Annotated in this window: 21 protein-coding genes; 10 read left to right on the forward strand and 11 right to left on the reverse strand. The window is 65.8% G+C overall.

The genetic code is table 11. The features are described from left to right. Positions 1-28: 28 nt before the first annotated feature. Complete coding sequence (locus DM806_RS07135; RefSeq protein ID WP_179042529.1) at positions 29-463, reverse strand: CoA-binding protein; 435 nt, start codon at positions 461-463, stop codon at positions 29-31. A gap of 77 nt (positions 464-540) precedes the next feature. Between DM806_RS07135 and DM806_RS07140 the strand changes: the two genes are divergently transcribed. Continuing rightward, positions 541-999, forward strand: a complete 459-nt coding sequence (locus DM806_RS07140) for a GNAT family N-acetyltransferase (protein ID WP_179042530.1) — start codon at positions 541-543, stop codon at positions 997-999. A 234-nt stretch (positions 1,000-1,233) separates the two neighbouring features. Next, complete coding sequence (locus DM806_RS07145; protein WP_179042531.1) at positions 1,234-1,665, forward strand: hypothetical protein; 432 nt, start codon at positions 1,234-1,236, stop codon at positions 1,663-1,665. 123 nt (positions 1,666-1,788) lie between these two features. Here DM806_RS07145 and DM806_RS07150 read toward each other — a convergent pair whose 3' ends face one another. Further along, positions 1,789-2,766 carry an Mrp/NBP35 family ATP-binding protein gene (locus DM806_RS07150; RefSeq protein WP_179042614.1) on the reverse strand — a complete coding sequence of 326 codons (978 nt, stop codon included), beginning with the start codon at positions 2,764-2,766 and terminating at the stop codon, positions 1,789-1,791. A gap of 74 nt (positions 2,767-2,840) precedes the next feature. Here DM806_RS07150 and hflK point away from each other — a divergent pair, with 74 nt between their 5' ends. The 6 genes from hflK to DM806_RS07180 all read left to right on the forward strand — a co-directional run bounded on the left by hflK (position 2,841) and on the right by DM806_RS07180 (position 10,879). Further along, positions 2,841-3,971, forward strand: a complete 1,131-nt coding sequence (hflK, locus tag DM806_RS07155; protein WP_179042532.1) for an FtsH protease activity modulator HflK — start codon at positions 2,841-2,843, stop codon at positions 3,969-3,971. Further along, on the forward strand, positions 3,971-4,816 hold the full coding sequence (gene hflC, locus DM806_RS07160) for a protease modulator HflC (RefSeq protein WP_218647392.1): 846 nt from the start codon (positions 3,971-3,973) through the stop codon (positions 4,814-4,816). The genes hflK and hflC overlap by 1 nt, the downstream gene beginning before the upstream one ends. Positions 4,817-4,951: 135 nt before the next feature. Continuing rightward, a complete protein-coding gene (locus DM806_RS07165) occupies positions 4,952-6,457 on the forward strand; it encodes a Do family serine endopeptidase (RefSeq protein WP_179042534.1) in 1,506 nt (501 codons plus the stop codon). Between the two features lie 149 nt (positions 6,458-6,606). Further along, positions 6,607-8,253 carry a helicase HerA-like domain-containing protein gene (locus DM806_RS07170; RefSeq protein WP_179042535.1) on the forward strand — a complete coding sequence of 549 codons (1,647 nt, stop codon included), beginning with the start codon at positions 6,607-6,609 and terminating at the stop codon, positions 8,251-8,253. Positions 8,254-8,278: 25 nt separating this feature from the next. Then, positions 8,279-8,677, forward strand: a complete 399-nt coding sequence (locus DM806_RS07175; RefSeq protein WP_256869150.1) for a hypothetical protein — start codon at positions 8,279-8,281, stop codon at positions 8,675-8,677. Between the two features lie 525 nt (positions 8,678-9,202). Then, complete coding sequence (locus tag DM806_RS07180; protein WP_179042537.1) at positions 9,203-10,879, forward strand: ABC-F family ATP-binding cassette domain-containing protein; 1,677 nt, start codon at positions 9,203-9,205, stop codon at positions 10,877-10,879. Here DM806_RS07180 and DM806_RS07185 read toward each other — a convergent pair. From DM806_RS07185 to DM806_RS07195, 3 genes are read right to left on the reverse strand one after another with little or no spacing between them, the layout of a single operon-like run. Further along, on the reverse strand, positions 10,777-12,306 hold the full coding sequence (locus DM806_RS07185; RefSeq protein ID WP_179042538.1) for a DHA2 family efflux MFS transporter permease subunit: 1,530 nt from the start codon (positions 12,304-12,306) through the stop codon (positions 10,777-10,779). The two genes, DM806_RS07180 and DM806_RS07185, sit on opposite strands and share 103 nt — an antisense overlap. Before the next feature lie 27 nt (positions 12,307-12,333). Continuing rightward, on the reverse strand, positions 12,334-13,470 hold the full coding sequence (locus DM806_RS07190) for an EmrA/EmrK family multidrug efflux transporter periplasmic adaptor subunit (RefSeq protein WP_179042539.1): 1,137 nt from the start codon (positions 13,468-13,470) through the stop codon (positions 12,334-12,336). Beyond that, on the reverse strand, positions 13,463-14,977 hold the full coding sequence (locus DM806_RS07195) for an efflux transporter outer membrane subunit (RefSeq protein ID WP_179042540.1): 1,515 nt from the start codon (positions 14,975-14,977) through the stop codon (positions 13,463-13,465). The genes DM806_RS07190 and DM806_RS07195 overlap by 8 nt, the downstream gene beginning before the upstream one ends. Positions 14,978-15,132: 155 nt before the next feature. On the opposite strand from DM806_RS07195, the gene DM806_RS07200 reads away from it, so the two are divergent. Next, positions 15,133-15,717: a TetR/AcrR family transcriptional regulator gene (locus tag DM806_RS07200; RefSeq protein WP_256869152.1), complete on the forward strand. Its 585-nt coding sequence runs from the start codon at positions 15,133-15,135 to the stop codon at positions 15,715-15,717. Here DM806_RS07200 and DM806_RS07205 read toward each other — a convergent pair. The 4 genes from DM806_RS07205 to DM806_RS07220 are packed head-to-tail and all read right to left on the reverse strand — an operon-like array spanning position 15,693 to position 18,168. Then, complete coding sequence (locus DM806_RS07205) at positions 15,693-16,238, reverse strand: winged helix-turn-helix domain-containing protein (protein ID WP_179042542.1); 546 nt, start codon at positions 16,236-16,238, stop codon at positions 15,693-15,695. The genes DM806_RS07200 and DM806_RS07205 overlap by 25 nt on opposite strands. Before the next feature lie 54 nt (positions 16,239-16,292). Continuing rightward, complete coding sequence (locus DM806_RS07210; protein WP_372859344.1) at positions 16,293-17,195, reverse strand: transposase; 903 nt, start codon at positions 17,193-17,195, stop codon at positions 16,293-16,295. Between the two features lie 23 nt (positions 17,196-17,218). Next, positions 17,219-18,031 carry a hypothetical protein gene (locus DM806_RS07215; RefSeq protein WP_179042543.1) on the reverse strand — a complete coding sequence of 271 codons (813 nt, stop codon included), beginning with the start codon at positions 18,029-18,031 and terminating at the stop codon, positions 17,219-17,221. Then, positions 18,028-18,168, reverse strand: a complete 141-nt coding sequence (locus DM806_RS07220; RefSeq protein WP_179042544.1) for a hypothetical protein — start codon at positions 18,166-18,168, stop codon at positions 18,028-18,030. Before DM806_RS07220 ends, DM806_RS07215 begins: the two co-directional genes overlap by 4 nt. Positions 18,169-18,316: 148 nt before the next feature. Between DM806_RS07220 and DM806_RS07225 the strand changes: the two genes are divergently transcribed. Continuing rightward, positions 18,317-18,931: a response regulator transcription factor gene (locus tag DM806_RS07225; protein ID WP_179042545.1), complete on the forward strand. Its 615-nt coding sequence runs from the start codon at positions 18,317-18,319 to the stop codon at positions 18,929-18,931. 134 nt (positions 18,932-19,065) lie between these two features. On the opposite strand, the gene DM806_RS07230 is transcribed toward DM806_RS07225, so the two are convergent. Further along, on the reverse strand, positions 19,066-19,845 hold the full coding sequence (locus DM806_RS07230; RefSeq protein WP_179042546.1) for a precorrin-2 dehydrogenase/sirohydrochlorin ferrochelatase family protein: 780 nt from the start codon (positions 19,843-19,845) through the stop codon (positions 19,066-19,068). Then, positions 19,845-21,122: a diaminopimelate decarboxylase gene (gene lysA, locus DM806_RS07235; RefSeq protein ID WP_179042547.1), complete on the reverse strand. Its 1,278-nt coding sequence runs from the start codon at positions 21,120-21,122 to the stop codon at positions 19,845-19,847. The genes DM806_RS07230 and lysA overlap by 1 nt, the downstream gene beginning before the upstream one ends. Between the last annotated feature and the right edge of the window lies 1 nt (position 21,123).

Genomic DNA, 21,123 nt, shown 5'->3' on the forward strand with positions numbered 1-21,123 from the left:
TAGAGAGGCATGGCGCGAATGCCTAGGGCTATTCGGCGCGTATCGGCGCGATACCGAGGCGGGGAATCTCGATGGCGGGGCAACGGTCCATCACGACTTTCAGGCCCGCCACCTCGGCGCGGGCGGCGGCGGCTTCATTGATGACGCCGATCTGCATCCATACTGATTTCGCGCCGATCGCGATGGCTTCGTCCACCGCATCGCCCGCCGCTTCGCTGCGGCGGAAGATGTCGACCATGTCGATCGGTACGCCGATGTCGGACAGGCGGCCCCAGACGAACTCGCCATGGACATGTTCGCCCGCAATCTGCGGATTGATCGGGATGACGCGATAGCCATGATCCTGCAGAAAGGCCATCACGCCGTAGCTGGGGCGATCGGGCCGGTCGGAAATGCCGACGAGCGCGATGGTCCGGGTTTCTTCGAGCAGGGTCGCAATATCCTGCGGCGCGGTGAGCGGCATGCCATTCTCCTCTTTTCCTGCACATGGGGACGACGCAGGCGCTTGCAAGGCGCTGCGGCTGCTATACTGCTGCAGCCATGTTCGCCATCCGCCCCGACGACCTGACCGATCCCCAGACGCGCGCGCTGCTGGCGCTGCACCTTTCCGGCATGCAGGCGAACAGCCCGCCCGAGGCCGTGTTCGCGCTCGACCTGTCGGGATTGCAGCGCGCGGACATGCAGGTGTGGACGATATGGGATGGGACCGCCATCGCCGGGGTCGGCGCGATACGGACGCTGGCGGCAGACCATGGCGAGATCAAGTCGATGCGCACCCATCCCGATCACCTCCGCCGCGGCGTGGCGACGGCATTGCTGCGCCACATCATCGCGCAGGCGCGGGCGCTGGGCATGGGACGGCTAAGCCTGGAAACGGGCAGCGGCCCCGCCTTCGATCCGGCGCTGGCACTGTATCGGGCACATGGCTTTCGCGATGGCGATGCATTCGGCGATTATGGCAGGAGCGACTTCAATCAGTTCCTGCATCTGCGCGTATAGGGACGGTCATCCGTCGGTGTTCGGCCAAGGCAGACATCCCAGATCCGTTCGGGCTGAGCTTGCCGAAGCCCTGCTCTTTTCTTTCAAGGCTTGCGGCTGATGAAGAAGTGCGGCCCTTCGACAGGCTCAGGGCGAACGGGGGGTGAGGTCTAGAAACGACCAGAAATGGACGATCGTAGTTCAAAGGTAGATGCCTACTTGCGGACATGCAGGAATATGTAGGAGGCTACGAAGATGAAGCCTTATTTAGCCCTCCCAGCGATGCTCTTAACCGTCAGTTGCACATCATCCGAGCAACGACGGCATTTAGAAATTATGGATGCCATTGAACATGCTGTTCAAATCCCTTCGGGGGCGGGGCCGATGAGCCAGTTTGCCCGAACCTATAAATACGCTTCACCTACTCGCGTGGTAGCTTTTTATTTTATTCCAGATGAAACGACCGATGAGCTTTTTTGCGAGGGCGCTAAAGAAGGCGGGCCAAAAAACGGACAAGTATTGTTAGGTTGTCCGCCTCCTGATGGGATGAAGGCGGGAGAGCGGCGCTGGTTGAACAACGACGTTTTTTTGCCAGACATTAATGATGGAGGATGTAATTACATAGACATTGAATATGATCTGAAATCGAAATTATTTATTCGTGCGGAATGCCACGGCGAAGCTTAGAGTGTCACTCTGGCTAGTTTCCTTTGGGAAGCTACCATTCCGCTTATCCCCACTTTTGCTTGAAACCGGACCGTCGCCTACCCACCCATCCCGGCCATATCGCCAAGCTGAGAAAGCGGGCCGTCAGCCCGCCGTCTTCAGCCAGTCCGCCACCTTTTCCGCAATCGCGCGGAAGGCGGCGGCGTGGGCGTCGTCGCCGGCCGCCGGGGGATCGCCAGCGTCGGAGCGGCGGCGGATATCGATCGCCAGCGGGATGCGGCCAAGGAAGGGCATGGCGAGGTCGCCCGCCGCGCTTTCCGCCCCGCCCTGCCCGAAGGGATCGGACAGTTCGCCGCAATGGGGGCAGGCATAGCCGGCCATATTCTCGACCAGCCCGACCATCGGCACGCCCGCCTGCGCGAACAGGCTGACCGCGCGGGTCGCGTCGATCAGCGCCAGATCCTGCGGCGTGGAGACGATCACCGCGCCGGCAGGCTTGTGCTTCTGGACCATGGTCAGCTGGATGTCGCCGGTGCCGGGCGGCATGTCGACGACCAGCAATTCGGTGTCGCCCCATTCGGCGTCGATCAGCTGGCTCAGCGCATTGCCGACCATCGGCCCGCGCCATGCCAATGCCCGGCCGGGTTCGACCAGATGCGCCATCGACAGCATCGGAATGTCGGCGACGCCGCTGACGGGCACCAGCTTCTTGTCGCGGGCGATCGGCTTCTGGTCCTCGCTCGCCATGAGCTTCGCCTGCGAGGGACCATAGATATCGGCATCGACCAGCCCGACCCTGATCCCCAGCCGCTGGAGCGCCACGGCGAGATTCGCCGACAGGGTGGACTTACCCACGCCGCCCTTGCCCGACGCGACCGCCAGGATGCGCAGCGGTTTCTTTCCGCCCTGGCGCTCCGCCGTCATGGCGATGCGCACATCGGTGACGCCCGGCACGGTCAGGCCGCCCTCGCGGATCGCGGCGGCGAGGCCGTCGCGCTTGTCGGGGGCAAGGCCGCCCACATCGAGCGCGATCGTCATCACCCCCTCCTTCACGCGCGGGCTGCTGGCGCGACCATCGGTAAGGGCAGTCAAACGGGCGGCAAAATCGGCTAGATCGGTCATGAGGACGCCCTGTAGGAAATATTCGCGGCCATTGGCACTGTTTTTCATGAAAAAGCCTTCCTATAGAAGACAACATGAAAAGAATGTTCGGGTGGATGCCCGCGATCGCAGCGATGGTTCAAGGCCCGTGGGGCGGCAAGAATGACGGACCGGACGGGGACGGACAGAAGGGCGGCGGCGACAGCGGCCCCCGCAATCCGTGGACCCAGCCGGGCAAGCCTTCGGGCGGGCAGAAGGGTCCGTCGGCGATCGAGGAGCTGCTGCGCCGGGGCCGCGAAAGCTTCGGCCAGGGCGGTGGCGGCCAGGGCGGCGGCTTTGGCGGCCTGCCCCCGCGTCCCAGCAGCAAGGCGCTGTGGCCCATCGCCATCGGCATATTGGTCGTGCTGTGGCTGGTCCTGACCAGCTTCCACCGGGTCGGCCCGCAGGAGCGCGGCGTCGTCACCCTGCTCGGCAAATATAGCCGGACACTGACGCCGGGCATCAGCCTGACCCTGCCCGCCCCGTTCGAGGCGGTGAGCACGGTCGATGTCGAGGAAATCCGTACCATCGACATCGGGTCGGTGAGCGCGGAAAGCGAGAATCTGGTGCTGACCGGCGACCAGAATATCATCGACCTCGCCTATTCGGTGCGCTGGAACATCCGCAATCCCGAACTCTATCTGTTCCAGCTGTCGGACCCGGATTCGACCGTGCGCGAAGTGGCGGAGAGCGCGATGCGCTCGGTCCTCGCCAGCGTCAGCCTGGACGATGCGCTGGGCGCGGGGCGCACCACGATCGAACAGCAGGTCGAGCAGCGGATGCAGGAGATACTGGACGGCTACAAATCGGGCATCCGCATCCAGGGCGTCGCGATCAAGCAGGCCGATCCGCCAACCGCCGTCAACGACGCGTTCAAGGCGGTGTCGGCCGCGCAGCAGACCGCCCAGACCTACCTCAACGAAGCCCGCGCCGCCGCGCAGCAGGTGACGGCCAAGGCGCAGGGCGAGGCCGCGGCCTTCGACAAGGTCTACGAACAATATAAGCTGGCGCCCGACGTGACGCGCCGCCGCATGTATTATGAAACCATGGAGGGCGTACTGTCGAACGTCGACAAGACCATCGTCGAGGGCAATAATGTGACGCCCTATCTGCCCCTGCCCGAACTCAAGCGCCGGACGCAGCAGGCCGCGCCTGCCGAAGCCGGCAACCGCACGGAGGCCCAGTGATGTCCATCCTGCGCCATCCCGTCGCCCTCGCCATGATCGCGCTGGTCGCGCTCATCATCCTGGGCAGCACCGTCGCGATCGTGCCGGAAACCAAGCAGGGCGTGATCGTCCGCTTCGGCGAACCCAAGGCCATCGTGAACCGCTATCGCGCTAATGAAAGCTTTGGCAGCACGGGCGCGGGCGTGATCCTGCGCATGCCATTCCTCGACCAGGTGGTCTGGATCGACAAGCGCGTCCTGTCGGTGGAGATGGAGCGGCAGCAGGTGCTCTCGACCGACCAGCTGCGGCTTCAGGTCGACGCCTTCGCCCGGTACCGCATCGTCGATCCGCTGCGCATGTATATCGCGGCGGGCAGCGAGGAACGGGTGTCCGACGCGCTGCGTCCGATCCTGGGTTCCGCACTGCGCAACGAACTGGGCAAGCGGCCCTTCGCCGCGCTGCTCAGCCCCGAGCGTGGGCAAGTGATGGACAATATCGAGGCGGGCCTCAATCGCGTCGCGCGCCAATATGGCGCGCAAATCGTCGACGTGCGGATCAAGCGCGCGGACCTGCCCGACGGCACGCCGCTGGAAAGCGCCTTCACCCGTATGCGCACCGCGCGCGAGCAGGAAGCGCTGACCATCCGCGCACAGGGCGCCAAGCAGGCGCAGATCATCCGCGCCGAAGCCGACGCCAACGCCGCGCGCATCTACGCCGAAAGCTATGGCAAGGATCCGAATTTCTACGATTTCTATCGGGCCATGCAGAGCTATCGCTACACCTTCGCCCCCGACCGGACCGGGCAGACCAATATCATCCTGTCGCCGGACAATGAATTCCTGCGGCAATTTCAGGGGCGACGTTAAACTTTCGTCATGATCCTCCATGGATCATTACGGAACCAGCGTCATTCAATGAGGGTTAAGACAAGGCGGCGCATGTCGGGGCTTCCCCCAGTCCCGCCTTCCGTTCCTACGAAGATTTGAAGAGGACCGTCACGAGTGCGTTACGCTTATGCCATCACCGGCGCCCTGCTGCTCGGCGGCACCGCCATTGCCGTCACCACCAGCTCCAATGTCGGCGCGCAGGTCGCGCAGAATGAAGGATTGACGGCAGCCGCCCCGGCCGGCGCGCCCGCAAGCCTGGCCGACATGGTCGAGAAACTGCAACCGGCGGTTGTGAACATCTCCACCAAGCAACGGGTGCAGGTGCAGAATCCCTTCGCCGGAACGCCCTTCGGCGAACTGTTCGGTCAGGGACAGGGCGGCCAGCCGCAGACCCGCCAGGCCCAGTCGCTGGGTTCGGGCTTCATCATTTCCGCAGACGGCTATATCGTCACGAACAACCATGTGGTGTCGGCCGGTGCAGAAGGCGCTTCGGTCGAGCAGATCACCGTCACCCTGACCAACAAGGAAGAATATACCGCCAAGCTGGTCGGCCGCGACGCCGCGACCGACATCGCCGTGCTGAAGATCGAACCGAAGAAGGCGCTGCCCTTCGTCAAGTTCGGCGACAGCACCAAGGCGCGCGTGGGCGACTGGGTGGTCGCGATCGGCAATCCCTTCGCCCTGTCGGGCACCGTGACCGCAGGCATCATCTCCGCCGTGCATCGCGGCACCGGCGGCACCTACGACAAATTCATCCAGACCGACGCGTCGATCAACCAGGGCAACTCCGGCGGCCCGATGTTCGACATGCGCGGCAATGTGATCGGCATCAACAGCCAGATCCTGTCACCCTCGGGCGGCAATGTCGGCATTGGCTTCGCGATCCCGTCGGAACAGGCCGCGCCGATCGTCGACACGCTGCGCAAGGGGCAGAGCATCAAGCGCGGCTATCTGGGCGTACAGATCAGCCCGCTGGGCGAAGACATGGCCGATTCGCTGGGCCTGGCCAAGAATAGCGGCGAGTTCATCCAGGGCGTCGAGCCGGGCAAGGGCGCGGACAAGGCCGGGATCAAGGCGGGCGACGTGATCGTCAGCGTCGCCGGTCAGGAAGTCACCGCCGACCAGAATCTCTCCTCGATCGTCGCCAACCAGCCGATCGGATCACGCGTGCCGATCACGCTGATCCGCAACGGCCAGCGCATGACGGTGAACGCCGTCGTCGGCGAACGCCCGTCGGAAGACGAACTGAACAGCTTCGCCCAGCAGCAGGGCGACGAGGACTTCAGCCAGCAGCCGCAAAATCCGGGCAAGGCGACCGACCAGGCGCTCGGCATTTCGGCGATCCCGCTGACGCCCAGCATCATCCGTCAGCTCGGCGTTTCCGCCGACACGCGCGGCATCGTCATCACCGCGGTAGACGGATCAACCGATGCCGGCGCCAAGGGCCTGCGTCGCGGCGACGTCATCATCACCGCCAACAACCGCCCGGTCGCCAGCCAGGCGGATCTGGACGCACAGGTGAAGGCGGTGGCCGGACAGGGCCGCAACGCGATCCTGCTCCAGGTGCTGCGTCGCGGTCAGCCGGCCATCTTCCTGCCGGTGCGCCTGCGCGACAAATAAGCGGCGCTTGCCGAACCGCCCATGCGCTGTAGAGTGTGGGCGCCATATCAGACCCGTTCGGGCTGAGCCTGTCGAAGCCCTCTTCTTCGGAAAGAGCGCTTCCTTCGACAGGCCCAGGGCGAACGGGTTTTATTTTTTGGAGTTGCAGCATGAGCGACGGCATCTTCATCGGCCTTGGCGCACCGGACAAGCAAGGCCCGGATGGGACCAAGGGCATCCCCCAGACGCTGAACCTGCGCCGCGCCAACCGGCACGGCCTGATCGCGGGCGCGACCGGCACCGGCAAGACGGTAACGTTGCAGGGCATTGCCGAAAGCTTTTCGGCGCTGGGCGTGCCGGTGTTCCTGGCCGATGTGAAGGGCGACCTCGCCGGCATTTCCATGGCCGGTTCCCCGACCGCAAAAAATGCCGACAAGCTGGTGTCGCGCGCGGCCGAGATCGGCATCGCCAACTATGCCTATGCCGATAATCCCGCCATTTTCTGGGATCTCTATGGCGAGCAGGGTCATCCGATCCGCACCACCGTCAGCGAGATGGGGCCGCTGCTGCTGGCGCGGCTGATGGGCCTTAATGAAACGCAGGAAGGCGTGCTGTCGATCGCCTTCAAATATGCCGATGAGGAAGGGCTGCTGCTGCTCGACCTCGGCGATCTTCAGGCGATGCTGGCCTATTGCGCGGAGAATGCCGACACGCTGTCCGCCCAATATGGCAATGTCACCAAGGCCAGCGTCGGTGCGATCCAGCGGCAGCTGCTCCAGCTGGAAAGCCAGGGCGGCGACCATTTCTTCGGTGAGCCGGCGCTCGACATCCACGACATGTTGCAGGTCGACGAGAAGGGGCGCGGCTACGTCAACGTCCTGGCCGCCGACAAGCTGATGCAGAGTCCGAAGCTCTACGCGACCTTCCTCCTTTGGCTGCTCAGCGAATTGTTCGAGACGCTGCCGGAAGTGGGCGACCCGGACAAGCCCAAGCTGGTCTTCTTCTTCGACGAGGCGCATCTGCTGTTCGACGACGCGCCCAAGGCGCTGACCGACAAGATCGAACAGGTCGTGCGCCTGATCCGCTCCAAGGGCGTGGGCGTCTATTTCGTGACGCAGAACCCGATCGACATTCCCGAGGATGTGGCCGGGCAACTGGGCAACCGGGTGCAGCACGCGCTGCGCGCCTTCACCCCCCGCGACCAGAAGGCGATCAAGGCGGCGGCGGACACCTTCCGCATCAACCCCGACCTGAACGTCGAAACCGCGATCACCGAACTCAAGGTCGGCGAGGCGCTGGTGTCGCTGCTGCAGGAAGACGGGGCGCCCGGCATCGTCCAGCGCACGCTGATCGCCCCGCCCCGGTCGCGCCTTGGCCCGGTCGAGCCGAAGGAGCGCGCGATCATCCAGTCGATTTCGCCCTGCGCGGGCAAATATGACACGGCCGTCAACCGGGAGTCCGCCGAAGAAATCCTCGCCGCGCGCGGGCAAGCAGCAGCCGCCGCCGCGCAAGCCTCCAAGGCGCAGGCCGAAGCCGACAAGGCTGCTGCTGCGCAGGCCAAGGTCGAAGCCAAACAGCGCGAGGCAGAACTGAAGGAACAGGCGCGGCGCGAGGCGGCAGAGGCGCGCGAAGCCGCCAGACCCGGCGCCTTCGACAAGGCGGTCCAGTCGGCCACCCGCTCGGCCGCTTCCTCTGTCGGTCGGCAGGTCGCCAATGAACTGGGCCGCGCCGTGTTCGGCGGATCGAGCCGCAAAGCATCGTCAGGCGGCATTGCCGGAAAACTGGTGCGCGGCATATTGGGCAGCCTGTTCAAATAGGGTATAATCTCGCCGAAACAGGGAGATGATCGAGATGAAAGCGACAGCGATCTGGACAATCGGCGCGATGATGCTGACGACTACGTCGATTCATGCGCAAACGGTTCGTCCGCGCGATGTCGTGGGGGCCGCGATCGCCAGCGACATTGCTGCCCAGCGCCAGGCCGAACGGGACGCCAAGCGCTTCCCCTACGCCTCCCCCGGCTATGGCCCGATCGCCACGGCAGCGGCGGCGCGCAACGCCTGCGCGGCCAAGGCGCTCGATCAGGCGGGGCCGTCGGCAAAGCTCATCGGCCAGGCGCGCGCCAGCACCATGTCGACCGGCTGGGAAGTCGAGGGCGACATCGCCGCGGCGGATGGCGACATTCCCTTCGTCTGCTCGGTGCGCAACGGGTCCGTGAGCGGCGTCCTGCTGCGGAAATAGATCAGGCCGGGCGGCGGCTTTCGACGCCTGGGGTCATGTGCGGGCACTTTGCGGCAACCCAATAGCTTCGCCAGAGGCCGGTTAAAAAATCCAACAACAAATTTGGCGCGCGCGGCCAGAACGGGATGACGTTAAACGGACTCAAGCGACATCCGTTCGTTTCGAGTGCAGTCGATAAACGCAATAATTGCTCTGTCTTCTCTACTTCAACTGCTTTGCGGATGAAGTTTATCTCGAGTGCCTGCCGAAGGCTGGCAACCAAAGGACTCGAAGCGAACGGATCAGAGTAAAGTCACTCGCTCTGGCATCCGATTTATCGCTGCACGTTCCAGGCCGGCATAGGATTAGGGCCTGACGTTGATCCAACCCCGGAGACCACACCCGGATTGGTCGCTCCTGCGCGCAACTTGCCACAGGCCGCGCGACGCTTTACATCACCGCTTCCCCATCCCGAAAGGATCGTCGCCATGGACATCACCCTGAACGCACAGCCCGCTTGCTCTGCCTTCAGGAAAGTCTTTGTCCATGCCTGCCATCATTCTCTCCAATCTCGGCTGGTCCGCGCCTGACGGGACGCCCGTCCTCTCCGGTCTCGATTTCCGTTTCACCTCCGAACGTATCGGCCTGATCGGCCGCAACGGCGTCGGCAAGTCCACCCTGCTCGCGCTGATCGCGGGCGAGCGCTCCCCCGCGACCGGCAACATCCGGGTCGACGGCCGCTTCGCCACGCTGCGTCAGACGCTGGAGCCCGATCCCGACCAGACTGTCGCCGACCTGTTCGACGTCCGTAGCGCCCTGTCCCTGCTCGACAAGGCCGAGACCGGCATGGCGACGATCGAGGAACTGGGGGCGTGCGACTGGACCCTGCCCCCGCGCCTGGCCGATGCCCTGGCGGAGGTCGGCCTGACCGTGGCCGCCACGACCCCGCTCAATCGGTTGTCCGGCGGCCAGCGCACCCGCGCCGCGCTGGCGGCGGCCGCCTTTACCCGGCCCGACTGGCTGTTGCTGGACGAACCGACCAACCATCTCGACGCCGAAGGCCGGGATGCGCTCGCCGCGCTGCTGAGGCGCTGGCGCGGCGGCGCGATCGTCGTCAGCCATGACCGCACATTATTGGAGGGGATGGACGCCATCGCCGAACTCACGAGCCTGGGCATGGCCCGCTATGGCGGCAACTGGTCGGCCTGGCGCGCGCGCAAAGATATCGAACTGGCGGCCACGCATCAGACCCTCGATCATGCCGAGCGCGAAGCCGCAACACTCGCCCGCAAGACCCAGATCGCGACCGAACGGCAGCAAAGGCGCGACAGCGCGGGTGCACGTCAGGCGGCCAGGGGCGGCATGCCCCGTATTCTGCTGGGTCGCCGTAAGGAACAGGCGGAGCGGTCCGGCGGCGATGCCACCCGGCGCGCCGAGCGCCAGCGCGCGGAAGTGGAGAGCGCCATCGCCGACGCCCGCACGAAGATCGAGATCCTCGCCCCGCTGAGCGTCAGCCTTCCTTCCACGCAAGTGCCGTCCGGCCAGATGCTGCTGGCAATCGACGATGTCACCGCGGGCCATGATCCCGCCGCTCCGGCGCTCCGCGACATCAGCCTGACCATCACCGGGCCGGAACGGATCGCAGTCACCGGCCCCAATGGCGCGGGCAAGTCGACCCTGCTCCATCTGGTCGCCGGCCAGATCGCGCCGCTATCGGGCCAGGTCCACCGCCCGGTCGCCACGGCGCTGCTCGATCAGGATGCCAGCCTGCTGGATCGCAACGCCACCATCGCCGACAATTTCGCCCGGCTGCATCCTGGCGCCACCCGCAACGCGATCCATGCCGCGCTCGCCCGCTTCCGCTTTCGCGCCGACCTGGCGTTGCAGCAGGTGGCGACGCTGAGCGGCGGGCAAAGGCTGCGCGCGGCGCTGGCCTGCGTGCTGGGCGGAGAGGCGCTGCCGCCGCTCCTGCTGCTCGACGAGCCGACCAACCATCTCGACCTCGATTCGATCCGCGCGATCGAACAGGGGCTGGCCGCCTATGACGGCGCGCTGCTGGTGGTCAGCCACGATCCCGCCTTCCTCGACGCGATCGGGATCACCCGCCGCATCGCCCTTGGTCAGTGCGCAGCGGAAGTATCGACCGGACCGCTGGGGCGCGGCGCCAGCCATACCAATATGGCGGCGGTGAACAGCACCAGCGACGATATGAAGAAGATGTGATCGACCGCGACCGCGATCGCCTCCGTCTCGACGATGTTGGAGATCGTCTGCCGGATCTGTTCCGTCGACATGCCCAGTGCGCTGAGCTGCGTCTGCGCGTCTCCCGGCTGCAGAACGCTGGCGAGGTCGTTGCGCGAGACGCGCTGCGAGTCGCCCCAGCCGGTCAGCACCAGCGAGGTGGCGATCGCGATCGCCATGGTGCGCACGAAATTCTGCAGGCCCGCCGCCGATGCCGTCTCGCTGGGCAACACCGATCCCAACGTTAGCGTGGTGAGCGGGATCATGAAGAAGGGCATAGCGAAACCCTGGATGAACTGCGGCGCCGCCATCGTCCAGAAATCGATCCCGCTGGTCCAGTGCGCGCGCCACAATGTCATCAGCCCCAGCCAGAACACCGCGCCGGAAATCATGATGCGCGGATCGACCTTGCCGACGAAGCGCGCGGCGAAGGGCGCGGTCATCAGTGCCGCCATGGCGGTGAAGGCCGTCACGATTCCCGCCCAGGTGGCGGTATAGCCCTGCGTCATCTGCAACCATTGCGGGATGACCACGATGCCCGAGAAATAGGCGCCGAAACAGAGCGCCAGCGAAAAGACGCCCGACGTAAAGCCGATATGGCGGAATACGCGCAGATCGACGACCGGATGCTCCTCGGTCAGTTCCCAGATGATGAACAGCGCGAAGCCGATCGCCGCCAGCACGGCCAGCACGACGATCGTCGGATCGCTGAACCAGTCATGGTCGCGACCGATGTCCAGCATCACCTGCAGGCAGCCGATCCAGAATATCAGCAGCGCCAGGCCGATCTTGTCGATCGGTATACGGACGGTATCCGTTTCCACGGGCCGCAGCAGCGCCTGCGCGGCAAAGACGCACAGAACCGCGATCGGCAGGTTGATGAAGAAGATCCAGTGCCAGCTCCAATTGTCGCTGATATAGCCGCCGATGATCGGACCCATGGCCGGTCCCAACAGGGTCGTCATCGCCCACAGGCCCATTGCCCTCGCCCGCGTCTCCGGCGGGAAGATGCGCATCAGCAGCGTCTGCGACATGGGCATGATCGGCCCGCCGCAAATGCCCTGGCCGATCCGCGCGGCGACGATCATGCCCAGCGTCATCGACAGGCCGCACATCAGCGAGAAGAAGCCGAAGCCGATCATCGCCAGCGTGAAGACCCGGACCACGCCGAAGCGCGCGGCGAGCCAGCCGGTCAACGGCACGCAGATCGCTTCCGCCACCGCATAGGATGTGATGATCCATGTGCCCTGATCCGGGGCGATGCCCAGATTGCCGGCAATGTGCGGAACGGACACGTTGGCGATGGTGAGGTCGAGCACCACCATGAAGTTGCTGAGGGCCAGAACCAGCCCCGCCAGCGTCCGGGTGCGCGGCGACAGCCGCGAAAAAATGTCGTCGTCGCCGCTCATCGCCCGAACCTTTCTTATTTCTTGGCCTCACTTCTCGGAAAGGTCGAGTTCGACTTCCATGGACAGGCCCACGCGCAACGGATGCGCGGCCAGTTCCTTGGGATCGAGCTGAATGCGCAGCGGCAGGCGCTGGACCACCTTGATCCAGTTGCCGGTCGCATTCTGCGCCGGGATCAGCGACATGGACGAACCGGTGCCGCCGGAGAAGCCAACCACCTTGCCATGATAGACGACGCCGCTGCCATAAAGGTCGGACGTGACCGTGGCGGGCATGCCGACCTTCACCTGACGCAACTGGCGCTCCTTGAAGTTCGCATCGACATAAAGCTGGCTGAGCGGGACGACCGTCATAATCGGACTGCCCTGCGCGACGCGCTGGCCGACCTGCACCTGCCGCTTGGTGATGACGCCGTCGACGGGCGCGCGGATGATGGTGCGGCCGAGGTCCAGCTTCGCCGAATCCAGCTTGGCCTTGGCCGCCAACACGGCCGGGTCGGTGTCGATGGTCGAGCCGCGCACCAGCGCGTCATTGGCTTCCAGCTGGCCGGTGGCGGCGTTGCGCGTGGCCTGCGCCGTCTGCACGCCCGCGCGGGCGAGGTCGAGCGCGGCCCTGGCGGCGGCATAGCCCTTGCGTGCGGCGGTGACTTCATCGCCCGACACCGCGCCGTCGCCGACCAGCGCCTCGCGGCGCTGCAGGTCGATCCGCGCCTTGTCGAAATCGGCCTGCGCGGTGGCAAGCTGCGCGCGCGCCTGGACGATGTCCGCGCCGCGTGCATCGACCTGCGCGGTCAGCGAACCGCTGGTCGCCACCGTCTGGCGGAAGCGGCGACGCGCTTCGGCCAGATCGGCCTCAGCCTGGGCCACGGCGATCTGCGCGTTCGACGGGTCGAGCTTGACGAGGATGTCGCCCTTCCTGACCGTCTGCGTGTCGCTCACCAGCACGTCGGTGGCCTGCGCCGAGATCAACGGCGTCACCTGCGCCATTTCCGCATTCACATAGGCATTGTCGGTGCTGACCTGGTTACGCCCGACCAACAGATACCAGATGCCCCAGAGCAGGCCGGCAACGATCACGACAATTGCCAGCCGGGTCAGCCAGGTCTTGCGCGCGGACTGGCGCCCTTCCTGCTGTGCGTCATTGGTGTCGAGAGCGGCGTCAGCCATGCGGTTGGTCCTTGGAGAGAGGTTCGCCGGCGGTGAAACCACCGCCCAGCGCACGGATAAGGGCGATATCGGTGGAGAAGGCGCCTGCCTCCAGCCCGGCCAGAGACTGGCGCGCGGCCAGCAACTGGTCCTCGACGTTCAGGACGTCGAGATAGGTGGACAGGCCGCCCTGATAGCGCTTCTGCGCCACGGAATAGGCATCCTCCGACGCGGCGACGGCCGCGCGCGCATCGGTCAACCGCTGTTCCAGCGTCCGGCGGGTCGTGACCGCATCGGCCACCTGCTGATAGGCGGCCAGCACCGTCTTGTCATAGGCGGCGACCGCTTCGTCATAGGTTGCGCGCGCGCCGCGATATTGGCCCTGGAGCGAACCGCCGCGGAAGATCGGCAGGCTGATCGCCGGACCGACATTGCCGAACAGCGAATCCTTCTTGAACAGATTGTCGGTGAAGGGCTGGGCCGATCCGACCGCACCGCCATTGGCGAAGATGGTGTTGTAGCCGAGCGACTGCACGCCGATCAGCGCGCTCAGCCGCACCGCCGGGAAGAAATCGGCGCGCGCCACCTTGATCCGCTTGGCCGCCGCCTCCGTCCGGGCGAGCGCGGCCGCGATGTCCGGGCGCCGCGCGACGAGATTCATGGTGACATCCGCCGGCAAGCCAAGCGGCGCCAGCTTGCCCGGCTGCGGCCGGGTGATCGACAGGCCGCGATCCGGCCCGGCGCCGATAAGCGCCGCGATCTGATGCTGCCGCACCTGGATCGCCAGCCGCGCGCCGGCCAGCTGCGCCTTCGCGGACGACACGGTGGCATCGGCCTGACGCACATTGCCGCGGGTTTCGAGACCGTTCTGCCGCCGGTCGGCCAGCAGCTTCTGGCTCGCCATGCGGATGTCGAGCGTGCGCTGCTGGATCTCCGCCTCGTCATAGAGGCGGGCGAGATCGGCATAGGCGTCGGCAATGCCCGTGGTCAGCGCCAGCCGGGCCTGCTGCGTGTCGATCTCGGCCGCGCGCGCTTCGGACGTGGCGGCGGCCAGCGCCGCCTTGTTCTTGCCCCAGAGGTCGAGGTCGAAGCCCAGATCCAGCGCGACCCGGCCGGTGCCGAGCCAGCCCTGCGGAACGAATTCCTTGGGCATGCCCATATTGTAGCTCTGCTTGGTTCCCGCCGCGCTGGCATCCAGATTGGCGGACGGCAGCACCGCTGCGCCTGCCTGCTGCGCCATCGCCTGCGCCTGCCGGAAGCGCGCGGTCGCGGCCGCCATGTCGGGCGCATTGCGCAGCCCTTCCTCGATCAGCGCGGTCAGTTGCGGATCGCCATAGGCGGTCCACCAGCCCTCGCCCGGCCAAGCCGCTTCGGGCGCGGCCAGGCTCTGCTGCGCGGCCACGCTTTCGGGTGCCCGGACAACAGGCTTGGGACCAAGATCAGGGATCGCGGCGCAGGCCGACAGCACCATCACAGATGTCGCTGCCAGCAGGACGCGGGAGGAAAAAGCCATGCGACTCACCGCCATAACAAATCGTACCAAATAGTATGAAAATCGCCATTGCGCCCGTTGCGAGGCCTTGTCAACAAGATTGGCGTACTCTATAGTACGATTTTATGACGGAGAGCAAAACGCCCCTCATTTGCGGCCGAAGGGAAGCGCGGCGCCGGGACCGGCAGGACATGATCCTGACCGTGGCGCAGCGCTATTTCCTCGACCATGGCTATGCCGGAACGACCATGTCGGGTATTGCCGCGGCGCTGGGCGGATCGAAAGGCACCTTGTGGAATCACTTCCCGTCCAAGGAGCAACTGTTCGCCGCCGTGCTGTCGCGCGTGGCGCGTGCCTATCAGGCGCAGCTCTCGCAAATACTCGATCCCGGTGACGATCTGGCGGCGACTTTGCAGCGCGCCTGCCTCAGCCTCATCAACAAGGTCACGTCGCCCGACGCCATTGCCCTGCACCGGGTCATCATTTCCGAAAGCGGCCGCTTTCCCGAACTGAGCCAGATTTTCTTCGAACTGGCGCCGGGCAATACGCGGTCGCTGCTCGCCCGCTTTCTGGACGGCGCGATGGCGCGCGGCCAATTGCGGCAGGCCGATGCACGGGATGCGGCGCGGGCGCTGATGGCGCTGTGCACGGCGGGAAGCCATCAACAATTGCTGATGGGCCAGATCATGACCCCCGATCCGGCGCAGATGGAGACAGACGCCATCTTCGCCGTCGATCTGTTCCTGCGCGCCTACGCCCCTGCGTCCAGCATATAACCCTGCCCTTTGACCGTCAGGAGCATCGGGCGCGGAAAACCCCGGTCCAACTTTGCCCGCAGGCGCAACATATGGACCTCCACGCTGTTGGTGCCAGGATCGAAGTCCAGCCGCCAGACCGCGCGCAACAGTTCCACCCGGCTCACCGCCTCGCCCGGGCGCCGCGCCAGATAGAGCAGCAGCGCATATTCGCGCGCCAGCAGCGACACCGGCCGCCCCGCCCGCGTGACGCGGCGATCCATCAGATGGATCAGCAGGTCGCCCAGCGCCAGTTGCGGCTGTCGCACCTGCACCAGCCGGACGATGCGCGCGACCGTCTCCGCCTCGTGCATCCACGGCCCGACCACGTCATGCACGCCACCTTCCAGCGCGCGCGCCCGCTCCGCAGGATCATCGACACCCTGCCACAATATCGTCGCGTCGCCGGCACGCAGATGAGGCCGGATCGCCTCGCCGCGCATCGCCAGGTCAAAACCGCGCGCGTTCAGCGCCCGCGCAACCGGCGCGAAATCACTGCCCAAACCATGGCATTCCATCCGTCCGCCCACGCCCGACCCGTCGTCCGCTAATCCCTGTCACCCCACCGTTCCGGGGACCGGAAAACAAGCCATTTCATCTCCATAATGGAGAGATTGCAGCGCATCCGCACTTGCCAGGCGGATGAGCGGACTGCTGCTGCCCGCCCCCTGTTCCCAATGCGCCAACTGCCTTTCCCGATTCAGCGTCGCGCCCATGGCCTGCCAGGCCGTCAGCCGCATCGCGTCCTGCGGATGCCCCTTGGCGAATGCCTCCGCCAGGTCCAGCGCGTTGCCGCTACCGCATCCCACCGCCAGTTCCAGCAATATCTGCGCGCTCGCCACGGTCATGCATTCGGCGATCGCGCCCTTGTCGGTGTCGAAGCGATATTGCCGCCGCCAGCCCTGCCCCGGCCCGCTGGCGAGGATGTTGAGCGAGATGGACATGGACTGTGGCGGCAGTTGCGCATGAATGTCGCGATTGGCGCGGTAGAGCAGCATCTGTCCCTCGCCCAACTGGCTTCGCTCGACAAAGCGCAGCCTCACCGCCTCCCCTGCGGCGCCAGCCACCCCGCCGTCATAATCATAATAGTCCGACCCGTAGCCCGGCCCGAGATAGCCGATCGTGAGGAAATCGAAACCATGATCGTGCGGCACATGATAGAGGAAGGGCGCGGTGCCGCTCATCCGCACCACATGGTCACTGGACGCTGGCCAGAAGGCGGCACGCAGCACATATTTACCCTCGGGCGGCCGCAGCAGCATGACCTGCGCTGAATAGGGGTTGATCCGTCGCTGCTCCGCGCAGCGCGTCTTGAGTTCGGCGATGGCCGCATCGGCAAGAAAATGCCGGTTGCGCGACAGGGCGCGGAGCATCGGCGCCGCGGCCGCCAGGCCATCCTCGCAGGAAGGATCGAAATCGCCGCTCTCGCACCAGTCGACCAGATCGTCGAGGCCGATCACTGCGCCGTATTCCTCCGGCTCGATCAGGCGGGGAATCGGGCCTCCGCGATCTGCGCCAATGTCCGCTCCGCCAGCATGCGCACTTTCTCCTCTGTCTCGATCCGCGCCATCCGCTGGAGCGCCGGCAGCGCCGCCGCCGTGTCGAGCGCCAGATATTCGCGCATCACCGCCCAGCGCTGCGCCGGCAGTTCCGCCTCCAGCGCGGCGGCGAACTGGTCGGCGGCATCGCGCCGTCCCTGCATCCGCAACAGCGACAGCAGCATCAGCGCGCGCGCATGGCCCTCATCCGCCTGGGCTTCGGCCAGCGGCGCACCTGTGGCGATATCGAACAGCCGCGACACGACGGCCCCTTGCGGCGCAATCTGCGCGCGCAGCATCAGCAAGGGCACGTCGCCAGACCGAAGACGCAAGGTTTCCCGCCGCTCGTCCAGCTCGATCAGGTCGCCTGCGGGACAGAGGAGCGACCCTGTGGCCACCGCGCGTCCGCCGTCGATGCGATACCGGTCCGCCGCCAAGGCCCGGTTCAAGGGCCGGCAGAGCGCATGACGCCCCGAAAAGTGCAGCCGACTGCCGCGATCCCGTATCGGATCGACGATCGTCACCGTCACCCAGATCCTCTCGGTGCGCGCGAACACCAGATGGCGCGCCGCCCCGTTCCGGGTCGCGCGGAAGGCGGGGAGGTGTAAGGGATCGGCCCCGATTCGCGCACATTCCGCATCCAGCAGCGCGTCCAGCCAGCCAATATCCTGCAGGAAGGGGCGGATCAGCGCCACCGATCGGTCGAGCGGGGCGGCCTGCGCCGCCGCCACCGCCTCTGTCAGGGCGGATGAATTCACCTCTGGTCGATGATGGCGATCACCACGTCCATCAGGCTGATGTCGAGCGCATCGCCATCGGTGACGCCGAACAGGCTCATGCCCTCGGGCAGGTCCGCAATATCCTCGATCGCAAGCTGGGGCTGGGTCTGAAACATGATCTTCCTCCTCCTTGAAGTGTGGAGGCAGGCTATGGCGCGACCGGAGCCTGGACCAATTAAATCGGTTTAATCGCCCGGTCGGACGTTAACCATTTCTTCGGGTGTCAAACCTACACTTTGGGGCATATCGGCAGGAACGAGTCCCATGCAGTTTTTCAGGCGCTCCCTTGGTCAGAAGAAAGCCGTCGCGAAGGACATCGCCAAACCGGCCCGGCGCCGCCTGCGCGCGCTGCTGGTCGATGAAAATGCGACTGCTCGCGCAGTCGTGGCGCGCCGCCTGTCTCATCTCGATTATGATGTCACCGTGGCAGACAATGGCCATGTCGCGCTCGGCCTGCTCATCACCCGGCAGGTGGACATCATCCTGCTCGACATGGGCATGACGCTGCTGCCGGCCGTGGCGACCATGGAGAAGATCCGCGCCGCCAATCTCGCCGCCCATGCCTGTATCGTCATGATCGGCGGACGCGAGGACGGCCAGTCCGCGATCGAGGCGCTGAAGGCCGGTGCGGACGACCATGTGGTGAAGCCCTTCGACTTCCATCTGCTCGATGCGCGCCTGCGCCATCTGTGCCAGCGCGCCGAACAGATGGGCCTGCTCAGCCGCCAATATGCCGAACTGGACGCCCGAATCGCCCGCCGCGCGGTCGAACTGGGCGAAACGCGCGAGACGCTGCGCGAAGTGCAGGCCGAGCGCGCCCGGCTCGTCTCCTCGATCCAGGCCCTGCAGGACCAGATCGCGCGACTGCAATCCGCCTAGAGCGTTTTCGAAGCAGGTGGAATCACCTTCTGGCTCAAAAAACGCGGTAAAACAAAGAACTAGGGCAGCCGAGCCGATTCAATCGGATCGGACTCTGCTCTAGATTAGCTGGAAGCGACCGAACGCGAACGTCGTCATGCCCGCGGAGGCGGGAGCGCATCGAGGCTGAGCCAGAGCGACAGCCCCTCGCCCGGTGCATCGGGCGGCCCGTCCGCGACGATCCGTACCGCATCGGCGCGCGCCCGGTCGAGGATCGCGGCGGGCACATCGGCGGAATGATAAAGGCGATCCGCTTCCCCCAGCAGCCGCGCCGCGCGCAGGGTCAGGTCGTCGGGATCGCCCGAAGTCATCCGGATCGCCTCCAGCCGCGACGCGGCCCGATCGCCGCTACCTGCCAGCCATAGCGGCACGGCAGAGGCTGCATCCTCCTGCAACGGATCGATCATCCCGCCCGGCGCCAGCCCGGCGTCGATCGCGCGCCGCCGCGCGCCGGCATCCGCCCAACGCGCGCGGATGGCAGGGCGTGCGTCGAACAGCGCCTCGGCCAGCGCCCCCAGACGCACGGGCAGCATCGCCTCCAGCCGTTGCCGCAACGCCTTGGCCAGTCCCGCCGACGCGCCGCCGGTGCCGATGGCGATCAACACCGGCGCGCGATCCACGATCGCAGGCAAGGTGAAATCGCACAGTTCCGGCCGGTCGGTCGCGTTGACCAGCACGCCCCGCGCGCGCAGCCGCAGGACCGTCGCTTCGTCGCCGTCGGACACGATGGCGATCCGCGCGTCCATATCATCCTCGCCGACGATATGCGCGCCCGCCCGCTCCAGCAGGCGGCGCTTGGCGTCCGCCGCCTCGCCTTCGCCGGTCAGGATGACCGGGCGGCCCGTCAACGTAAGGAAGACGGGCAGGCTCTGCATCAGCTTTCGACCTTCGGGGCGACCCAGTCGGGGATGATGTCGGCGTCGATCAGTGCCTGGATCGGCGGACGTTCGCGCACCACCGCCCATTTGTCACCCGATACCAGCACTTCGGGGGTCAGCGGGCGGCTGTTATAGGTGCCCGCCATGGTCGCGCCATAGGCGCCCGCGGTCATGAAGGCGACCAGATCGCCCGCCTGCACCACGTCCATGTCGCGATGCATGGCGAAAGTGTCGCCCGTCTCGCACACCGGCCCGACGACATTGGCGGTCTCGCGCGTCCCTACGGGGTTCACCGCGCGAATATCGTGCCAGGCGTCATAGAGGCTGGGGCGCATCAGGTCGTTCATCGCCGCGTCGACGATGACGAAGGGCGCCTTGGCTCCCTGTTTCACCCGCACCACGCGCGACAGCAGCACGCCGGCATTGCCCACGATCACGCGGCCCGGCTCGAACATCAGGCGCACCGGCCAGCCCTGCGTCACGCGGCACACCATCGCGCCATAATCGGCGGGGCTGGGTGGCAGCGGCTGCGAGGGGTCATAGGGCACGCCAAGGCCACCGCCCAGGTCGGCGGTGCGGATGTCATGGCCCGCCGCGCGCAGTTCCTCGACCAATGCGCCAACCTTGACGAAGGCGGCCTCCAGCGGAGCGAGGTCGGTCAGCTGGCTGCCGATATGGACGGCGACGCCCTGCACGTCGAGACCGGGCAGGTCGCGCGCCGCGGCATAGCTTTCCAGCGCGCGGGCATAGGGGATGCCGAACTTGTTTTCCGACTTGCCGGTCGAAATCTTGGCATGGGTGCCAGCGTCGACATCAGGGTTGATGCGATAGGCGACGGGCGCCTTCTTCCCCATCGAGACGGCTACTTCGGAGAGCATTTCCGCTTCCGGCTCGCTCTCCAGATTGAACTGATAGATGCCCTGCTCCAGCGCGATCCGCATTTCATCGGCGGTCTTGCCGACGCCGGAGAAGACGATGCGGTTGGCCGGGATGCCCGCCGCCACCGCGCGCAGCAATTCGCCGCCCGACACCACGTCCGCGCCGAGGCCCAGCTTCGCCAGCGTCGCCAGCACGGCGGCATTGGGATTGGACTTGACCGCGAAGGCGATCAGCGGGTCGGTGAGTTGCGACAGCCCCTCGCGGAACACGCCGACATGACGCTCCAGCGTCGCGGTCGAATAGATATAGACGGGGGTGCCGACCGCTTGCGCGATGGCGTCCATCGGCACCTGCTCCACCTGCATGGCGCCGTCGACATAGGTGAAATGATCCAAG

The sequence above is a fragment of the Sphingobium lactosutens genome (assembly GCF_013393185.1).
In the GTDB taxonomy this organism is placed as follows: Bacteria; Pseudomonadota; Alphaproteobacteria; order Sphingomonadales; family Sphingomonadaceae; genus Sphingobium; species Sphingobium lactosutens_A.